The organism is Nocardia sp. CA-135953 (genome assembly GCF_050955735.1).
Lineage (GTDB): Bacteria > Actinomycetota > Actinomycetes > Mycobacteriales > Mycobacteriaceae > Nocardia.
Genome location: NZ_CP192082.1, coordinates 7,065,919 through 7,078,759, shown reverse-complemented (window position 1 = coordinate 7,078,759; position 12,841 = coordinate 7,065,919). Strand labels below are relative to the sequence as shown.

15 protein-coding genes and 1 pseudogene are annotated in these 12,841 nt (G+C 65.7%); 8 read left to right on the top strand and 8 right to left on the bottom strand.

What is annotated here, in order from left to right; genetic code table 11:
- Positions 1-58 precede the first annotated feature (58 nt).
- Positions 59-1,036 carry an ATP-binding cassette domain-containing protein gene (locus ACQPXH_RS32145; RefSeq protein WP_433603658.1) on the top strand — a complete coding sequence of 326 codons (978 nt, stop codon included), beginning with the start codon at positions 59-61 and terminating at the stop codon, positions 1,034-1,036.
- Positions 1,033-1,809 (top strand): ABC transporter permease, encoded by a 777-nt coding sequence (locus ACQPXH_RS32140; protein ID WP_433600153.1) that lies wholly within the window; start codon positions 1,033-1,035, stop codon positions 1,807-1,809. Before ACQPXH_RS32145 ends, ACQPXH_RS32140 begins: the two co-directional genes overlap by 4 nt.
- A gap of 53 nt (positions 1,810-1,862) precedes the next feature.
- Here ACQPXH_RS32140 and ACQPXH_RS32135 read toward each other — a convergent pair whose 3' ends face one another.
- The 3 genes from ACQPXH_RS32135 to ACQPXH_RS32125 all read right to left on the bottom strand — a co-directional run bounded on the left by ACQPXH_RS32135 (position 1,863) and on the right by ACQPXH_RS32125 (position 3,906).
- Positions 1,863-2,570 carry an anti-sigma factor family protein gene (locus ACQPXH_RS32135; protein WP_433600152.1) on the bottom strand — a complete coding sequence of 236 codons (708 nt, stop codon included), beginning with the start codon at positions 2,568-2,570 and terminating at the stop codon, positions 1,863-1,865.
- A complete protein-coding gene (locus ACQPXH_RS32130; protein ID WP_433600151.1) occupies positions 2,567-3,076 on the bottom strand; it encodes a sigma-70 family RNA polymerase sigma factor in 510 nt (169 codons plus the stop codon). The genes ACQPXH_RS32135 and ACQPXH_RS32130 overlap by 4 nt, the downstream gene beginning before the upstream one ends.
- A 185-nt stretch (positions 3,077-3,261) precedes the next feature.
- Entirely contained in the window at positions 3,262-3,906 is a 645-nt protein-coding gene (locus tag ACQPXH_RS32125) for a YqgE/AlgH family protein (protein WP_433600150.1), read from the bottom strand.
- 116 nt (positions 3,907-4,022) lie between these two features.
- Here ACQPXH_RS32125 and ACQPXH_RS32120 point away from each other — a divergent pair, with 116 nt between their 5' ends.
- On the top strand, positions 4,023-4,784 hold the full coding sequence (locus ACQPXH_RS32120; RefSeq protein WP_433600149.1) for a lysophospholipid acyltransferase family protein: 762 nt from the start codon (positions 4,023-4,025) through the stop codon (positions 4,782-4,784).
- 16 nt (positions 4,785-4,800) lie between these two features.
- On the opposite strand, the gene ACQPXH_RS32115 is transcribed toward ACQPXH_RS32120, so the two are convergent.
- Positions 4,801-5,112: a GNAT family N-acetyltransferase gene (locus tag ACQPXH_RS32115; protein ID WP_433600148.1), complete on the bottom strand. Its 312-nt coding sequence runs from the start codon at positions 5,110-5,112 to the stop codon at positions 4,801-4,803.
- Between the two features lie 150 nt (positions 5,113-5,262).
- Between ACQPXH_RS32115 and ACQPXH_RS32110 the strand changes: the two genes are divergently transcribed.
- Positions 5,263-6,861, top strand: coding sequence for an alpha/beta hydrolase (locus tag ACQPXH_RS32110; protein ID WP_433600147.1), 1,599 nt, complete (start codon positions 5,263-5,265; stop codon positions 6,859-6,861).
- Positions 6,862-6,966: 105 nt separating this feature from the next.
- Here ACQPXH_RS32110 and ACQPXH_RS32105 read toward each other — a convergent pair whose 3' ends face one another.
- Together ACQPXH_RS32105 and ACQPXH_RS32100 are read right to left on the bottom strand one after the other, a co-directional pair.
- The gene (locus tag ACQPXH_RS32105) at positions 6,967-7,809 is read right to left on the bottom strand and encodes an LLM class flavin-dependent oxidoreductase (RefSeq protein WP_433600146.1); all 843 of its coding nucleotides are present in this window, start codon (positions 7,807-7,809) and stop codon (positions 6,967-6,969) included.
- 20 nt (positions 7,810-7,829) lie between these two features.
- Positions 7,830-8,870, bottom strand: a complete 1,041-nt coding sequence (locus ACQPXH_RS32100) for an aldo/keto reductase (RefSeq protein WP_433600145.1) — start codon at positions 8,868-8,870, stop codon at positions 7,830-7,832.
- A gap of 128 nt (positions 8,871-8,998) precedes the next feature.
- Between ACQPXH_RS32100 and ACQPXH_RS32095 the strand changes: the two genes are divergently transcribed.
- Positions 8,999-9,586: a TetR/AcrR family transcriptional regulator gene (locus ACQPXH_RS32095; protein WP_433600144.1), complete on the top strand. Its 588-nt coding sequence runs from the start codon at positions 8,999-9,001 to the stop codon at positions 9,584-9,586.
- Positions 9,587-9,678: 92 nt separating this feature from the next.
- Here the strand turns inward: ACQPXH_RS32095 and ACQPXH_RS32090 are convergent, their stop codons facing one another.
- Positions 9,679-10,473 carry an ArsR/SmtB family transcription factor gene (locus ACQPXH_RS32090; protein WP_433600143.1) on the bottom strand — a complete coding sequence of 265 codons (795 nt, stop codon included), beginning with the start codon at positions 10,471-10,473 and terminating at the stop codon, positions 9,679-9,681.
- Positions 10,474-10,631: 158 nt separating this feature from the next.
- Here ACQPXH_RS32090 and ACQPXH_RS32085 point away from each other — a divergent pair, with 158 nt between their 5' ends.
- Genes ACQPXH_RS32085 through ACQPXH_RS32075 form a run of 3 tightly spaced genes read left to right on the top strand, consistent with a single transcriptional unit; the run spans position 10,632 to position 12,650 of the window.
- The gene (locus ACQPXH_RS32085) at positions 10,632-11,558 is read left to right on the top strand and encodes an ABC transporter ATP-binding protein (protein ID WP_433600142.1); all 927 of its coding nucleotides are present in this window, start codon (positions 10,632-10,634) and stop codon (positions 11,556-11,558) included.
- Positions 11,555-12,406, top strand: coding sequence for an ABC transporter permease (locus ACQPXH_RS32080; RefSeq protein WP_433600141.1), 852 nt, complete (start codon positions 11,555-11,557; stop codon positions 12,404-12,406). Before ACQPXH_RS32085 ends, ACQPXH_RS32080 begins: the two co-directional genes overlap by 4 nt.
- Entirely contained in the window at positions 12,396-12,650 is a 255-nt protein-coding gene (locus tag ACQPXH_RS32075) for a helix-turn-helix transcriptional regulator (protein WP_433600140.1), read from the top strand. Before ACQPXH_RS32080 ends, ACQPXH_RS32075 begins: the two co-directional genes overlap by 11 nt.
- Before the next feature lie 3 nt (positions 12,651-12,653).
- Here the strand turns inward: ACQPXH_RS32075 and ACQPXH_RS32070 are convergent.
- Positions 12,654-12,815 (bottom strand): annotated as a pseudogene (locus ACQPXH_RS32070) (NAD(P)-dependent oxidoreductase); the annotation flags it as partial.
- Positions 12,816-12,841 lie beyond the last annotated feature (26 nt).

The window sequence follows — 12,841 nt, the reverse complement described above, 5'->3', positions numbered from 1 at the left end:
TGCGGCCGAATCATGCTGTCATTCGCATTGATTTATGAAATTTCTCGAAAGGAAGACCATGTCCAACGGTCATCGCGCCCCTGCCATTTCGGCGCTGGGCCTGCGTAAATCATTCGGTGAGCACGTGGTGCTCGACGGCATCGACATTACGGTTCAGGCGGGCACGATCTACTCCCTCCTCGGCCCGAACGGCGCGGGCAAGACCACCACCGTGCAGATCCTCACCACCCTGCTGCGCCCCGATGCGGGTGAAATTCGCGTCGACGGCCACGATCTGGTCATTGAACCCGATGCCGTGCGCACCGCGATCGGAGTCACCGGCCAGTTCTCCGCGGTCGACGAATTGCTGACCGGCCGCGAAAACCTGGTCCTGATGGGCGATCTGCACCATTTGCCGCGCCGCGAGAGCAAGCGCCTCGCCGCCGAGCTGCTGGAGCGTTTCGACCTGGTCGAGGCCGGCGACAAGACCGCGGCAACCTATTCCGGCGGCATGGTGCGACGGCTGGATCTGGCCATGACGCTGGTCGGCGATCCGCGCATCATCTTCCTGGACGAGCCGACCACCGGCCTGGATCCGCGCAGTAGGCGGGCGATCTGGGAAATGATCCGCACGCTGGTCGACGACTACAGCGTGACCGTCTTCTTGACCACCCAGTACCTGGACGAGGCCGATCAACTGGCCGACCGGATCGCGGTGCTCGATCACGGCCGGATCGTCGCCGAGGGCACGGCCGCCGAATTGAAGCGGCGGATACCCGGCGGACATATCCGGCTGGAATTCGCCGATCAGCTCGGATTAGCCGCCGCGGCAACGGCATTGGGGCCGGAGGCGCGGATCGTAGACGACGTGACCGAGGAGGAATTCACCCTCGCGGTCCCCAGCGACGGCGGCGTCAAATCGCTGCGTGCGGTGCTCGACCGGCTCGACTACGAGCAGATCGAGGTCGCCGGACTCTCCGTGCACACCCCCACCCTCGACGACGTATTCCTCACCCTCACCGGACATCCCACCGCAGAAAAGGAGACCGTGCGATGAGCAGCTCGATGGCCTACGCACTCGCCGACTCGAAAACGATGTTGCGGCGCAGCATGCTTCATGCGAAGCGGTATCCGAGCATGACCTTCAGCATCATCCTCATGCCGATCATCCTGTTGCTCACCTTCAACTTCGTTTTCGGTGGCGCACTGGAGAAGTCGTCCGGCGGAAACTACATCGACTACTTGACTCCGGGCATGCTGTTGATGATCCCGGCGTACATGACCGCGGGTGTGGCGGTCTCGGTGTGCACCGATACCACCAAGGGCATCGTGAACCGCTTTCGCACCATGGCGATTTCGCAGTCTGCGATACTCGCCGGACATGTCGTCGGCGCATTGATTCAGGCTCTGCTCGGCATCGCCGCCATGGTCGGTGTCGCGTTGCTCGCCGGTTTCCGGCCGTCGGCGAATGTCGTCGAGTGGATCGCCGCATTCGGACTGCTGGGCATGCTCGTCTTCGCACTCACCTGGCTAGCGGTCGGCATGGGGTTGGTCGCGCAGACTCCGGAGAGCGCGAGCAATATGCCCTTCCCGCTGATCATGCTGCCGTTCCTCGGCAGCGGCTTGGTCGGCACCGACACCATGCCGGTCGGATTGCGTCAATTCGCCGAGTACCAGCCGTTCACCCCGCTCACCGAAACCATCCGCGGCCTGCTCATGGGCACGGAGATCGGCAATAACGGCATCATCTCCATTGCCTGGTGCGTCGGCCTCACGCTGGTCGGATACTTCTGGTCGACCTCGGTCTTCCGCAAGCAGACCCAGCGCTGAATCACCGAAACCTTCGATCCCCCCGTCGAGTTCGGCGGGGGGATCGAAGCGTGTCAGACCGTGCCGGACAGCAGCGTCTCGCCCGTCGACGCCTTCCGGATCTGCACCGCCTGGATCTGATCCGGCGTCTTGTCGACGGTCCGGTCGATCGTCAGCTCGGTGCCGGGTCCGGCGGGCCACCGGTCGAGTTTGGCCTGGCTGCCGTCGGTGCCGATGACGTACAGGTCGAGATCCCAGTTGTACTTCTGGTCGCTCGGCCCATAGCTGCAGGTCATCACGATCCGGGTCTTGCCATCGGCATGCACGACCTTGAAGCTGGCCGTCACCGGATTCGGTGTGACCGCCTCCATACTGCGTTCGGCCACAACCTGTTCGGAGCTCGGCCTTTGCACTGCGGTGACCGAGGTGACCACCGGAACCGCGATGGCCACCGCCGCGGCAGCCGCAGCGACCGCAGCCCCGACGGCCGCCCACCGACTGCGCCGCCTACGCCGCTCGGCCGCATCGGCGAGCCGGGGCAGCAGCTGGGCGGGGGGATCCGCCTCGGCCGCAGTCTTTTCCGGCCGCTCGATCATGGCCAACGCGGTATCGGGATCGACCATCGAGAGCAAACCCGGGAGTCCGGCGAGATCGGCAACCGCCGCCCGGCAGACCGGGCAGTCGTCCAGATGCTCTTCGTACTCCCGCCGTTCGGTGCGGGACAGGGAGCCGAGGATGTACGGTGCATCCCACGTCGAATAGTCGTCGGCGATGTCCGTCATTGATTCGTCACCCCCATCTCCTGTAGTGCCAGCCGTAGCGCCCGCATGCCGTAGTGCATGCGAGATTTCACCGTGCCCGCCGGGATATCGAGTTCCTCGGCGATCTGGTGGGTGGAAAGGCCTCGATAGTAGGCCCGCACGATCACCTCGCGATGATCGCCGCTGAGTCTGCTCAATGCGTCCGCGACCAGCCAACCGTCCAAGGCCCGGTCGGCCTGATCCGGTGCGGCCTGTTCCGGCGGCTTGTCGGTGCGGAATTCGCGCCGATTACGGGCGCTGCGGTGCTCATCCACGGCGAGATTGCGCGCGACCGTGAACAACCAGGCCCGCGCCGATGTCGTCGATTGATCGAGCACGTTGGGGCGCTGCCACGCCCGCAACAACGTCTCTTGCACGATGTCCTCGGCCCGGCCTGGATCGCGAACCAAACCGAGCGTGTACCGCCACAGCGCCGACGCATGTTCCTGATACAGAACCCGCATCAGCTCGGCTTGTTCTTCGGGCATTCGTCACCTGCTCCCCCGCCTCTCCGCGTCTTTTGCCGGTCGTCGGGCGGTCCCTCGGATTCGTCGCGGGCCGGCGGTAGTCGGGGTGATCGGCTTCTGGGCTTATCCGGCGAGTTATCCATGTTCTCGCCGGATCACTTGTCTCGTTGCATGTAGGTACTTCCTCCTTCATGCAGACCACGTCCCTAGTTGCGTTCCAGTTCAATCGGATGCGTGGCGAGTAGGGATAGCGGCAGTGGCTGGCGGCGCAGCACGTGCGCCCACAGGTCGGGGCGGCCGGCGCTGATCGGATCCGACGGCAGCGCCGAAAGGACGATCCAGTCGTCGTTCTGCAGTTCACCCTCGAGTTGGCCGAAGGTCCAGCCCGCATAGCCCGCGAAGATCCGCAGACCCTCGATCAGTGGCGTGATCTGCTCCGGGTCGGCGTCCAGATCGACGAGCACCACGCGGCCATCGATGCGACGCAGTCCACGGACGCCCGCGATCGATGCGCCGACCCGGATGGTGCCCAGACACAGTGCCGCGTCCCGCTTGACCGGGCCGCCGATGAAGAGCGTGCGCGGCGCGGCTGCCGCCTCGGACCAGCGTGGCAGCACGTCGTGCACCGCGGTATCGCTCGGACGGTTGAGTACGACCCCCAAGCTGCCCGCCTCGTTGTGTTCGATGATGTACACAACGGTGCGCCGGAAGGTCGGCTCGACCAGTTCGGTCGCCGACACCAGCAGGGTGCCTGCGCGAACCACCTGCTCGCCCTGCCGGAAATCGCGTCGCCTGCGGTCACCGTGTCCGCCGCGAGTTTTCCGATCGTCCGGGTCATCTCCGCGTGCCACTCCGACATCATCGCACTGGCACAGGCGGTTCGTCGGTCAAGCGGCGCGGCGGATTCCCGGATCGGCGGCCGGCGGCACCTGGATCACGCCGAAAACAGACCGGTTAGGGTGTGGCAATGGAACGGCCCGAGGTCCGCCTCGACAACGCTGACACTGTGTACGACTTCTATCGCGACCACCGGCAGAACCGGCTGAAGGCATGGGGGGCCTACGCCATTCTCGGACGTCGATACCATCCGCGCGTCACCTATGCCGAAGGTGCGCAAGAGCTACTGCACCAGGTGATTCGCCAGCGCAGGCCGTTGCTCGTCGCGATCGACCACCTCTCCGAATCCGATCCGTACACCGTCGCCGCCGCGGCGTGGCGCAGCGAATTGCGTTCGGTGATCGGGCGGGTTCGCGTACTGGCCAAGGACGACCTGTTCATCGATCCCGGCCAGCGCCGCAAGATCGACATGATGGGCGGGATTCCGGTATTCCGCGGTAAAGACCACGGCCTGCGGGCGGCGAATGCGGCCGGTCAACGGATGATGGATATCTGCGCGGAGCGGATGGCAAACGGTGACGGCATCGCGGTCTTTCCGGAGGGCACCTGCAACGATGTCGACCACACCGAGGTGCAGCCGGTGGGCAGCGGGATCGGCCACATCGCATTCCGCGCGATGAAGTTGGGGGCGCGGCCGGTGCTCCTCAGCCTGGGTTTGAGCTATGGGCCCCGACCCGATCCGAGCGTGCCGGTCACCAAGGAGGAGGCCAAGTCGGCCAGCTTCCATTTCGGGGTGCCGATCACCGAACTGCCGACCAAACCCGCGGAAATCGCCCGGCTGGTGCGCACCGATCTGCAGCAGGCGCTCGACGGGGCCGTCGCCGCGTACTGATCTACCGTGTACTGATCTACAGGGGCAGGCCGAACTTCTCCCGCGCCCACTGCGGAACCGTCGCGATGTACTCCGGTTCCGTTCGGACGAATTGCCGCACCAGCGGACACATCGGCAGAATGCCGAAACCTTCCTGACGTGAGGCGTTCAATGCCGCCTGCACCAGCACCCGGCCGTATGCCCGTCCCGCGTGCCTTGGATCGAACTCGGTGTGGATAAAGGCCCGCTCGGCGCCGGTGTCCTGATATTCGGCGTAGCCGGCGATGGCACCGTCGACGTAGATCTCGAAACGTTCCAGCGCGAAGTTGTTGCGGACCTCAGTCGACATGGCTCGACGCTACTCCGGTGGGTGTGGATGGCCGTGCACCGCAATACCAATCGCATCCGATCGTCGGCTCGACTTGTCTACCGGTGCCAGGCTGACCAGAATGCTGTTGGTCGCGCCGAATCGGCGATGGGCCCGGCGGAGGTACGAAACATGATGAGGACGCCAGGTTTTCCACGAGCACTGGTCGCTGTCGCCGCCGCGAGCCTGATCAGCGGATCGATCGTGACGGGTTGGGCCGAGGCCGCACCCTCGGCGTCCTTCGGCGCCTGCCCGGACTCGTCGGTCACCGAGGGGCGCGCCGTGCGGTGCGCGGTGATCTCCGTCCCGATGAATTACGCCGACCCCGGCGGCGCGCGTATCGAACTCACCGTCAGCCGGATCGCCGCCACCGGCGAGCGTCGCGGCGTCATTGCCGCGAATCCGGGCGGACCGGGCGCGGATGGCCTCGACTACTGGGCGCGTCGGATCGATTCGATGCCCGCCGAACTCGACGAGCATTATGACCGGATCGCGGTGCAGCCGCGCGGGCTGCGCTGGGCCACCCCGCTGCGCTGCGATTCCCAGACCATCAGTGCGGCATCGAAACCGGCTGAGGGCGAACAAGTTTCGCTGGGCGGCGGTAACCGCGACGATATCAAGAAGGCCTGTGACGCGGCGCTGCCCGGCTACCTCGACACAATCACCACCGAGAGCACCGCCCGCGATCTGGACGAGGTGCGCGCAGCGCTCGGCGTGGATCGGATCAGTTACCTCGGTACGTCCTATGGCACCTACCTCGGCGCGGTGTACGCGTCGTTGTTCCCGAGCCGGGTGGATCGAATGGTGTTGGACTCCAACGTCAATCCCGACTGGGTGTGGACCGAGGAATTCGCGCAACAGCAGGTCGCCGGCAAGCAGCGGCTCGACGATCTGTTCGCCTGGATCGCCGACCACAGCGGCGACTACCGGCTCGGTGATACCGCGCTGCAGGTCTACCAGAACTGGGTGCGGCTGGTCGCCGAGCAGGGCGGAGGCTGGTACGCCAACCTGACCCCGCCACCCGCGAGCGTCGCCGACCTGCCCGGCGAGCTGCCTGAACCGCTCGCCGAAATCGCCCGCGACGGTTTCAACGACAGTGTGGAACAAGCGGGCAAGGTGCAGAATCTGGTGCGCCTGATGGTCACCGGCGGCGCGTCCGCGCAAGTGCCGCTGGTCGGTGCGACCGCGGTCGCCACCTACACCCGCACCTTCTGGCCGACCTTCGCGAGGGCGATGGCCGACGCCAATATCGATCCGAAGAACGTCCGCCAGCTACTCGCCATCGAGGGCGCGACCAGCACCGATCCGACCGGACGCTTCGTCTTCTCGGCCATCACCTGCAACGAGAACAATGTGCCCGGCCGCTCCGAGCTGATCGGTTCGGCCATCGCCACCATCGCCACCGGCGGTAATGCCATGGACGCCCGCGCCGACCTGGTCCGCTCCGGAACCGCCTGCGGCAGTTGGAAACCGGTGACCAAGCCGGTGCCGATCACCGGAAGGGATCTGCGCACCCGACCGCTACTGCTACAGAGCCGCTGGGATGCGCTGACCGCCTACGCGGGCGGCCCGGCCATGGCGCAGGCGCTCGGCGGATCGCTGATCACGGTCGAGGGCGGCGACCACGGCGCATTCGGCCGCGGCAACACCGCCGTCGACGCCGCCGTGATGACGTATCTGCGCACCGGTCAGGTAACCATCGACCACGCCGACCAGGCGCCGTTGCGGTAGGCGGTATCACCGTGCGCGGACGGTCGTGAGGATTTGGCCTGAGTGCCATTCCCGCGCTGGGCGCATTCGATTGCGGAATGGGCGGCCAGGCCAATCCTTTTCGGCCTAGACCGCTGTTCTGATGAGCTCGTCGGCGACCCACTGCGCGATGTCGGCGGGGTATGGCGCGGGCAGTCCGAGGACTATGTGGTGGAAACCGGCGTCGATCGCCGCGCCGATGGCGTCGCGGGTGCCGCCGGGGTTGTCGTAGGAGATGGGCACGTGGATCGACCGGGTGATCGAGGCGGGGTCTCGACCGATCTCGGTGCAATAGCGGTCCAGCAGTGCGCTGCGGCGGATGACGTCGTCGATATCGCCACCGGGGATGTTCCACAGGTCGGCGTGCTCGGCGGCCACTCGCAGCGTCGCGGCTGATCGCCCACCGATCAGGATCGGCGGGTGGGGGCGCTGGACCGGTTTGGGGTTGCAGAACGCTCCGGTGAATCGGATATGGGTGCCATGGAAGTCGAACGGTTCGGCCTCGGTCCACAGCCGCCGGATGACCGCGCAGGCCTCGGCGAAACCCTCTACGGCACTGGCAGTGTCGTGGAAGGGCAGGCCGTGTGCTTCGTACTCGCGCCGGGCCAGCGGATGGTCGGGTCGTGAGCCCACACCGATACCGAAGTCGAGCCGCCCGCCGGAGACGATATCGACGGTCGCGGCGATCTTGGCCAGCATCGCGGGCGGGCGGAAGCGGTTGCTGGTCACGAGCAGACCGAGGCGCAGTCGCCGGGTCTGTGCGGCGAGGGCCGAGAGCAATGTCCAGCCTTCGTGCGTGGGTCCGTTCGGGTCGCCGCCGATAGGCATGAGGTGGTCGAACAGCCACGCGTGTTCGATCTGCGGGATTGCGTCCGCCTCGCGCCAGACCCGCAGGATGTCTTGGTAGCCGACCTGCATCGGGGCGGTCATGATTCCGAAACTGGGCATGGCTACCGGCCACCTACCGGCGATGAGCGGCGTCGTAGTGCCGTGTGGCGCAGAGCGGGTGGCGTGTCGTGTTTCTCGTCCGGGGCGAGGTCGACGCCGGGCGCGACGATCGCGTCGATCGCATCGAGCACGTCGGCGGAGAGCACGGTGTCGGAGGCGGCGAGCTGCGAGTGCAAGTGGTCCATCGTGCGCGGCCCGATGATGGCGCTGGTGACGCCAGGGTGCGCGGTCACGAAACCGAGGGCGAGCTGGATCATCGTCAAACCGGCCTGGTCGGCGACCTTGGCCAATTGCTCGACGGCATCCAGTTTTGCCCGGTTGATCGGGATGGTGGTGTCGAAGCGTTGCGGCATGAATTTCGAGCGGCTGGTGGTGATGTCTCGACCCGCGCGAATCACACCCGACAGCCAGCCCGAAGCCAGCGGGCTCCACACCAGCACGCCGAGTCCGTACTGCTCGGTCACCGGCAGCACGTGGGATTCGATGCCGCGCTGCAGGATCGAGTAGCCGGGCTGTTCGGTGACGTAAGGGCGCAGGTGGTTTTCGCGAGCGGCCCACTGGGCTTGCACGATTCGGTACGCGGGAAATGTCGACGAACCGAAGTAGCGGATCTTTCCGGCGCGCTGCAGGTCGGTCAGGGCCGACAGCGTCTCCTCGTCGCTGGTGTTCGGGTCCCACCGATGAATCTGGTACAGATCGACGTGGTCGACGCCCAGCCGGCGCAGGCTGTTGTCCAACTCGGTGACCAACCAGCGGCGCGAGCCGCCCTGATGGTTGCGTTCCGCGCCCATCGGCATGCTCGCCTTCGTGGCCAGCACGATGTCGTCGCGGCGGCCGGCGATGGCCTTGCCGACCATCTCCTCCGACTCGCCGTCGCTGTACATATCGGCCGTGTCGATGAGGTTGATCCCGGCCGCCAGGGCGGCGTCGACGATAGCGGTGGCCTCGTCCTGGGTGGTGCGCCCGATCCGGCCGAAGTTCATCGCGCCGAGCGCGAGGGTGCTGACCTGCACACCGGTGCGGCCCAAAGTGCGGTACTGCATGAGGTGTTCCTCCATGAGAGGCGTGAATTGGTTTCGGCTCGGCTGTTCTGTCATCCTGAACAAACGGAACCTTGTTCCGAAACCAACAATACGGAACCTTGTTCCGTTTGGCAAGCGATGTGCCGGAGGTGGTTGATATCGACAGCGGATCGGGGTCGTCAGCCCCGCGAAAACGGGCCGACGCCCTGCGTAACAAGAAGACACTGCTGGACGCGGCCGCCGCGGCTTTCGTCGAGTCCGGCGTCGATGTCCCCGTACGCGATATCGCGGCGCAGGCGGGCGTCGGCATCGGCACGATCTACCGCCACTTCCCGACGCGAGCCGATCTCATCGTCGCCGTCTACCGACACCAGGTCGAGGCATGCGCCGAGGCCGGCCCGACACTGCTGGCCAACAGCGACGCACCGCATGCCGCGCTGGGGCGGTGGATCAACCTCTTCGTCGACTTCCTGGTCACCAAACACGGCCTCGCCGAGGCACTACAGTCCGACGATCCCGCCTTCGAGACGCTGCATGCCTACTTCCTCGACCGCCTGGTCCCGGTATGCGCCCAACTCCTCGACGCCGCCACAGCAGCAGGCGAGATCCGCCCCGACATGGACCCCTTTGAGCTCCTCCGCGCCGTCGGCAACCTCTGCATCGGCGCGGGCAACACCCCCCGCTACAACGCCCGCCGCATGGTCGACCTCCTCATCGCAGGCCTGCGCCGCCAGTAGGGAGCCGCCGCGAGTGCCTCGTGAGGCGCGCTCGGGCGACGATCCAGCTGGGTCCTCGGCTGTATTCCAGCAGTTCAGCGATCCGGCGAGAACTACGCCACCGGTTCCGGCAGGGACTCGCCCGTCTCCAACAAGGTCTTGAGACTCGCCAAGATGCTCGGCCAACCACCGCTGATACCGGCCAGGACCGCGCTGCCGGGCTCGAAACCGTCGTGGATGACAGTCAGTTTCACGGTTTCGCCCTGGGGTTCGATTTCGAACGTCACCTTCGAGCGGGGCTCGCGCGCCCAGGCCGCCACGTCTTCCGGATTCATTTCGAAGGTGGTGGCGAAGGCGGGGTCGAAGGTGTGCCAGGTGTAGGAGAGCCGGGTGTAGGGATCTGCCTCCAGGACAACCTGTTCCGCGTCTTTGCTGGTCCAATCCCGTTGGTGCCACACCATTTCCGAACCGGGCCGCCAATCGGTGTCGAAGCTCGCGCCCCAGTAGCGGTTGGTGAAGGCCGGCTCGGTAAGGGCTTGCCAGAGTCGCTCCGGCGTCGTCTTGATGTAGGTGGTGTAGACGAATGCGTTGTCACTCATGGGGTTTGCCTCCAGTGCTTGTTTCAGGTCGGCCAGCGCGCGGACGCGGGCGTGGTGGTAGCGGGTGATCCAGCGGTCGGCGATGGCGTTGATGGGTTCGGCATTGAGGTAATGCAGTTTTTCGCGGCCGCTGCGACGAGTGGTGATCAAGTTGGCGGACTCGAGGACCGCGAGGTGCTTGCTCACCGATTGGCGGGCCATATCCAGTTCGGCGCACAGTTCGCGCAGGGTTTGGCCATTGCGCGCGTTGAGGCTGTCGAGCAGCCTCCTGCGGCTCGGATCGGCGAGCGCTCGGAATACCTCGTCCATGCCACCTTCTTCGTGATATGCAGCCATTCAGCTGCATATTCACGATAGGCAGCTATTTGGCTGCATGTCAACCACGACGCAGGCAAGAAATAGCACTGTCGCGGTGCCATGTAGTAGATATGCTACGATTCATCCCGATCTCACAACGGGAGGATGAGATGACCATGGGTGACGGCGTCGCGCTCGACGTCGAAAAATTGCGGATGCGGTACGGCACGACCGACGTCCTGCACGACGTGACGTTCCAAGCCCGGCCGGGCGAAGTGCTGGTGCTCCTCGGCCCGAACGGCGCGGGCAAGACCACGACCATCGAAATTCTGGAGGGCTTCCGCATGCGCTCCGCGGGTCGCGTCGAGGTACTCGGCACGGATCCGGCACACGGGAGCGAAGCCTGGCGGGCGCGACTGGGCGTCGTCCTGCAATCGTGGCGTGATCACGCCAAATGGCGTGTGCACGAGCTACTTTCGCATCTGGGCTCCTATTACGCGCCGTACGGCACGGATAGGATCCACAGGCCTTGGGACACAGACGAACTCATTGCCGCCGTCGGATTGACCGAGCAGGCCAACAGTAAGATCGGATCGCTGTCCGGCGGGCAGCGCCGTCGCATGGATGTCGCCATCGGCATTGTCGGCCGCCCCGAACTGCTGTTCCTCGACGAACCGACCGCGGGCTTCGACCCGCAGGCCCGCCGCGAATTCCATGATCTGGTCCATCAACTCGCCGACGACCGGACCACCATCCTGCTCACCACCCACGATCTCGACGAGGCCGAGAAGCTCGCCGACCGCATCATGATCCTGGCCGGTGGCCGGATCATCGCCGACGGCTCGGCCGACGAACTATCGCGACGTATCGCGGGCGAGGCCGAAATCCGTTGGACCCACGGTGGACAACGGTTCGTGCACACCACCGCGGAGTCGACCGAATTCGTCTACGAGCTGTTCAAGCAGCACGGCGACGAGATCGGCGAGCTCGAGGTGCGCCGCGCCTCGCTGGAGGACACGTATATGGCGCTGGTGCGGCAGTACGAATCCGGCCGGCTCGAAACCGAGGTCCATTCCCTCGAGGAGGTCGCGCGATGAATCCGATCGATGCCGCCGTGCGGGCCGGAACCCGGCGTGGACTGATCGAAATACGGCAATCGCTCACCAATGTGCAGGACCTGTGGGGCATGCTCTTCTGGCCGGTCGCCATGGTCATCGTGCTGTTCTTCATGCGCAACGCGACCTTCGAGGCGAGTGGCTTCGCACTCGGTTCACTTGCACTGCCGAGCATCCTCGGCATGCTCGTCGCCTTCAACGGCATGTTCGGCATTGCCCAGATGCTGACCCTGGAACGCGAAGACGGAACGCTGTTGCGCGCCAAGGCGACTCCGAACGGCATGATCGGCTACCTGATCGGCAAGATCGTCACGACCGCGGGCTGGGTGGTCATCCCGTTCCTGATCGTGCTGATTCCGGGGCTGTTCCTGGTCGACGGCACGGCAATGGGCAGCATCGGTTCCTGGCTGGGCCTGATCGGCGTGGTCGCAATCGGCATGCTGGCGACCATGCCGATCGGCGCGGTGCTCGGATCGCTGTTCAGCAACCCGCGCAATATCGGCTTCGTCTCGCTGCCGATCATGGGCATCGTCGCGATTTCCGGCGTCTTCTACCCGATCACCTCGATGCCCGGTTGGCTGCAGGGCCTCGCGCAGGTGTTCCCCGTCTACTGGGTCGGGCTCGGCATGCGTTCGGCGATGCTGCCGGGCGATGCGGTCGCCATCGAGCTCGGCCATTCCTGGCGGCATCTGGAAACCATTGCCGTGCTGGGTGTCTGGGCGGTGGCCGGGCTGCTGCTCGCGCCGATCGTGCTGCGTAGGATGGCACGTCGCGAGTCCGGGTCGAACGTGGCGGCGCGCCGCGAGAAGGCGATTCAGCGTGCCTACTGAGGTCATCTACAACCGCATCGCCATGTTGCGGGCCGAGCGCGGCATCTCCCGGCGGGAGCTTGCCGAAGCGCTCGGCGTGCACTATCAGACGATCGGTTACCTCGAACGGGGCGAATACAGTCCGAGCCTGCATCTGGCATTGCGGATCGCGGCCTATTTCGAGGTCGCGGTGGAGGTGATTTTCTCGACCACCCCGTTCCCGCGCCTCGGCTCCATCGATTCGGCGCGTGCCGCCGGGAACTGAGACTTACCGCCGCCCGGCGAACAGCTGATACACCGGAACCGGCTGTCCCGCCTCCGCACTGGCCGCGATCGCGCGCCGCCACAGGCCCTGCGCCGCGTGCGACAGCGTCGCGTCGACACCGACCTCCTCGCTGGCATCGATGATGTGCTGCGCCCCGGCATCCTGATAAGCACAGCGACGAACTGCTCGGC

Coding starts and splice junctions, on each gene's coding strand:
- ACQPXH_RS32145 (WP_433603658.1), top strand. CDS start 59: ATGTCCAACGGTCATCGCGCCCCTGCCATTTCGGCGCTGGGCCTGCGT.
- ACQPXH_RS32140 (WP_433600153.1), top strand. CDS start 1,033: ATGAGCAGCTCGATGGCCTACGCACTCGCCGACTCGAAAACGATGTTG.
- ACQPXH_RS32135 (WP_433600152.1), bottom strand. CDS start 2,570: ATGACGGACATCGCCGACGACTATTCGACGTGGGATGCACCGTACATC.
- ACQPXH_RS32130 (WP_433600151.1), bottom strand. CDS start 3,076: ATGCCCGAAGAACAAGCCGAGCTGATGCGGGTTCTGTATCAGGAACAT.
- ACQPXH_RS32120 (WP_433600149.1), top strand. CDS start 4,023: ATGGAACGGCCCGAGGTCCGCCTCGACAACGCTGACACTGTGTACGAC.
- ACQPXH_RS32115 (WP_433600148.1), bottom strand. CDS start 5,112: ATGTCGACTGAGGTCCGCAACAACTTCGCGCTGGAACGTTTCGAGATC.
- ACQPXH_RS32110 (WP_433600147.1), top strand. CDS start 5,263: ATGATGAGGACGCCAGGTTTTCCACGAGCACTGGTCGCTGTCGCCGCC.
- ACQPXH_RS32105 (WP_433600146.1), bottom strand. CDS start 7,809: ATGACCGCCCCGATGCAGGTCGGCTACCAAGACATCCTGCGGGTCTGG.
- ACQPXH_RS32100 (WP_433600145.1), bottom strand. CDS start 8,870: ATGCAGTACCGCACTTTGGGCCGCACCGGTGTGCAGGTCAGCACCCTC.
- ACQPXH_RS32090 (WP_433600143.1), bottom strand. CDS start 10,473: ATGGACGAGGTATTCCGAGCGCTCGCCGATCCGAGCCGCAGGAGGCTG.
- ACQPXH_RS32085 (WP_433600142.1), top strand. CDS start 10,632: ATGACCATGGGTGACGGCGTCGCGCTCGACGTCGAAAAATTGCGGATG.
- ACQPXH_RS32080 (WP_433600141.1), top strand. CDS start 11,555: ATGAATCCGATCGATGCCGCCGTGCGGGCCGGAACCCGGCGTGGACTG.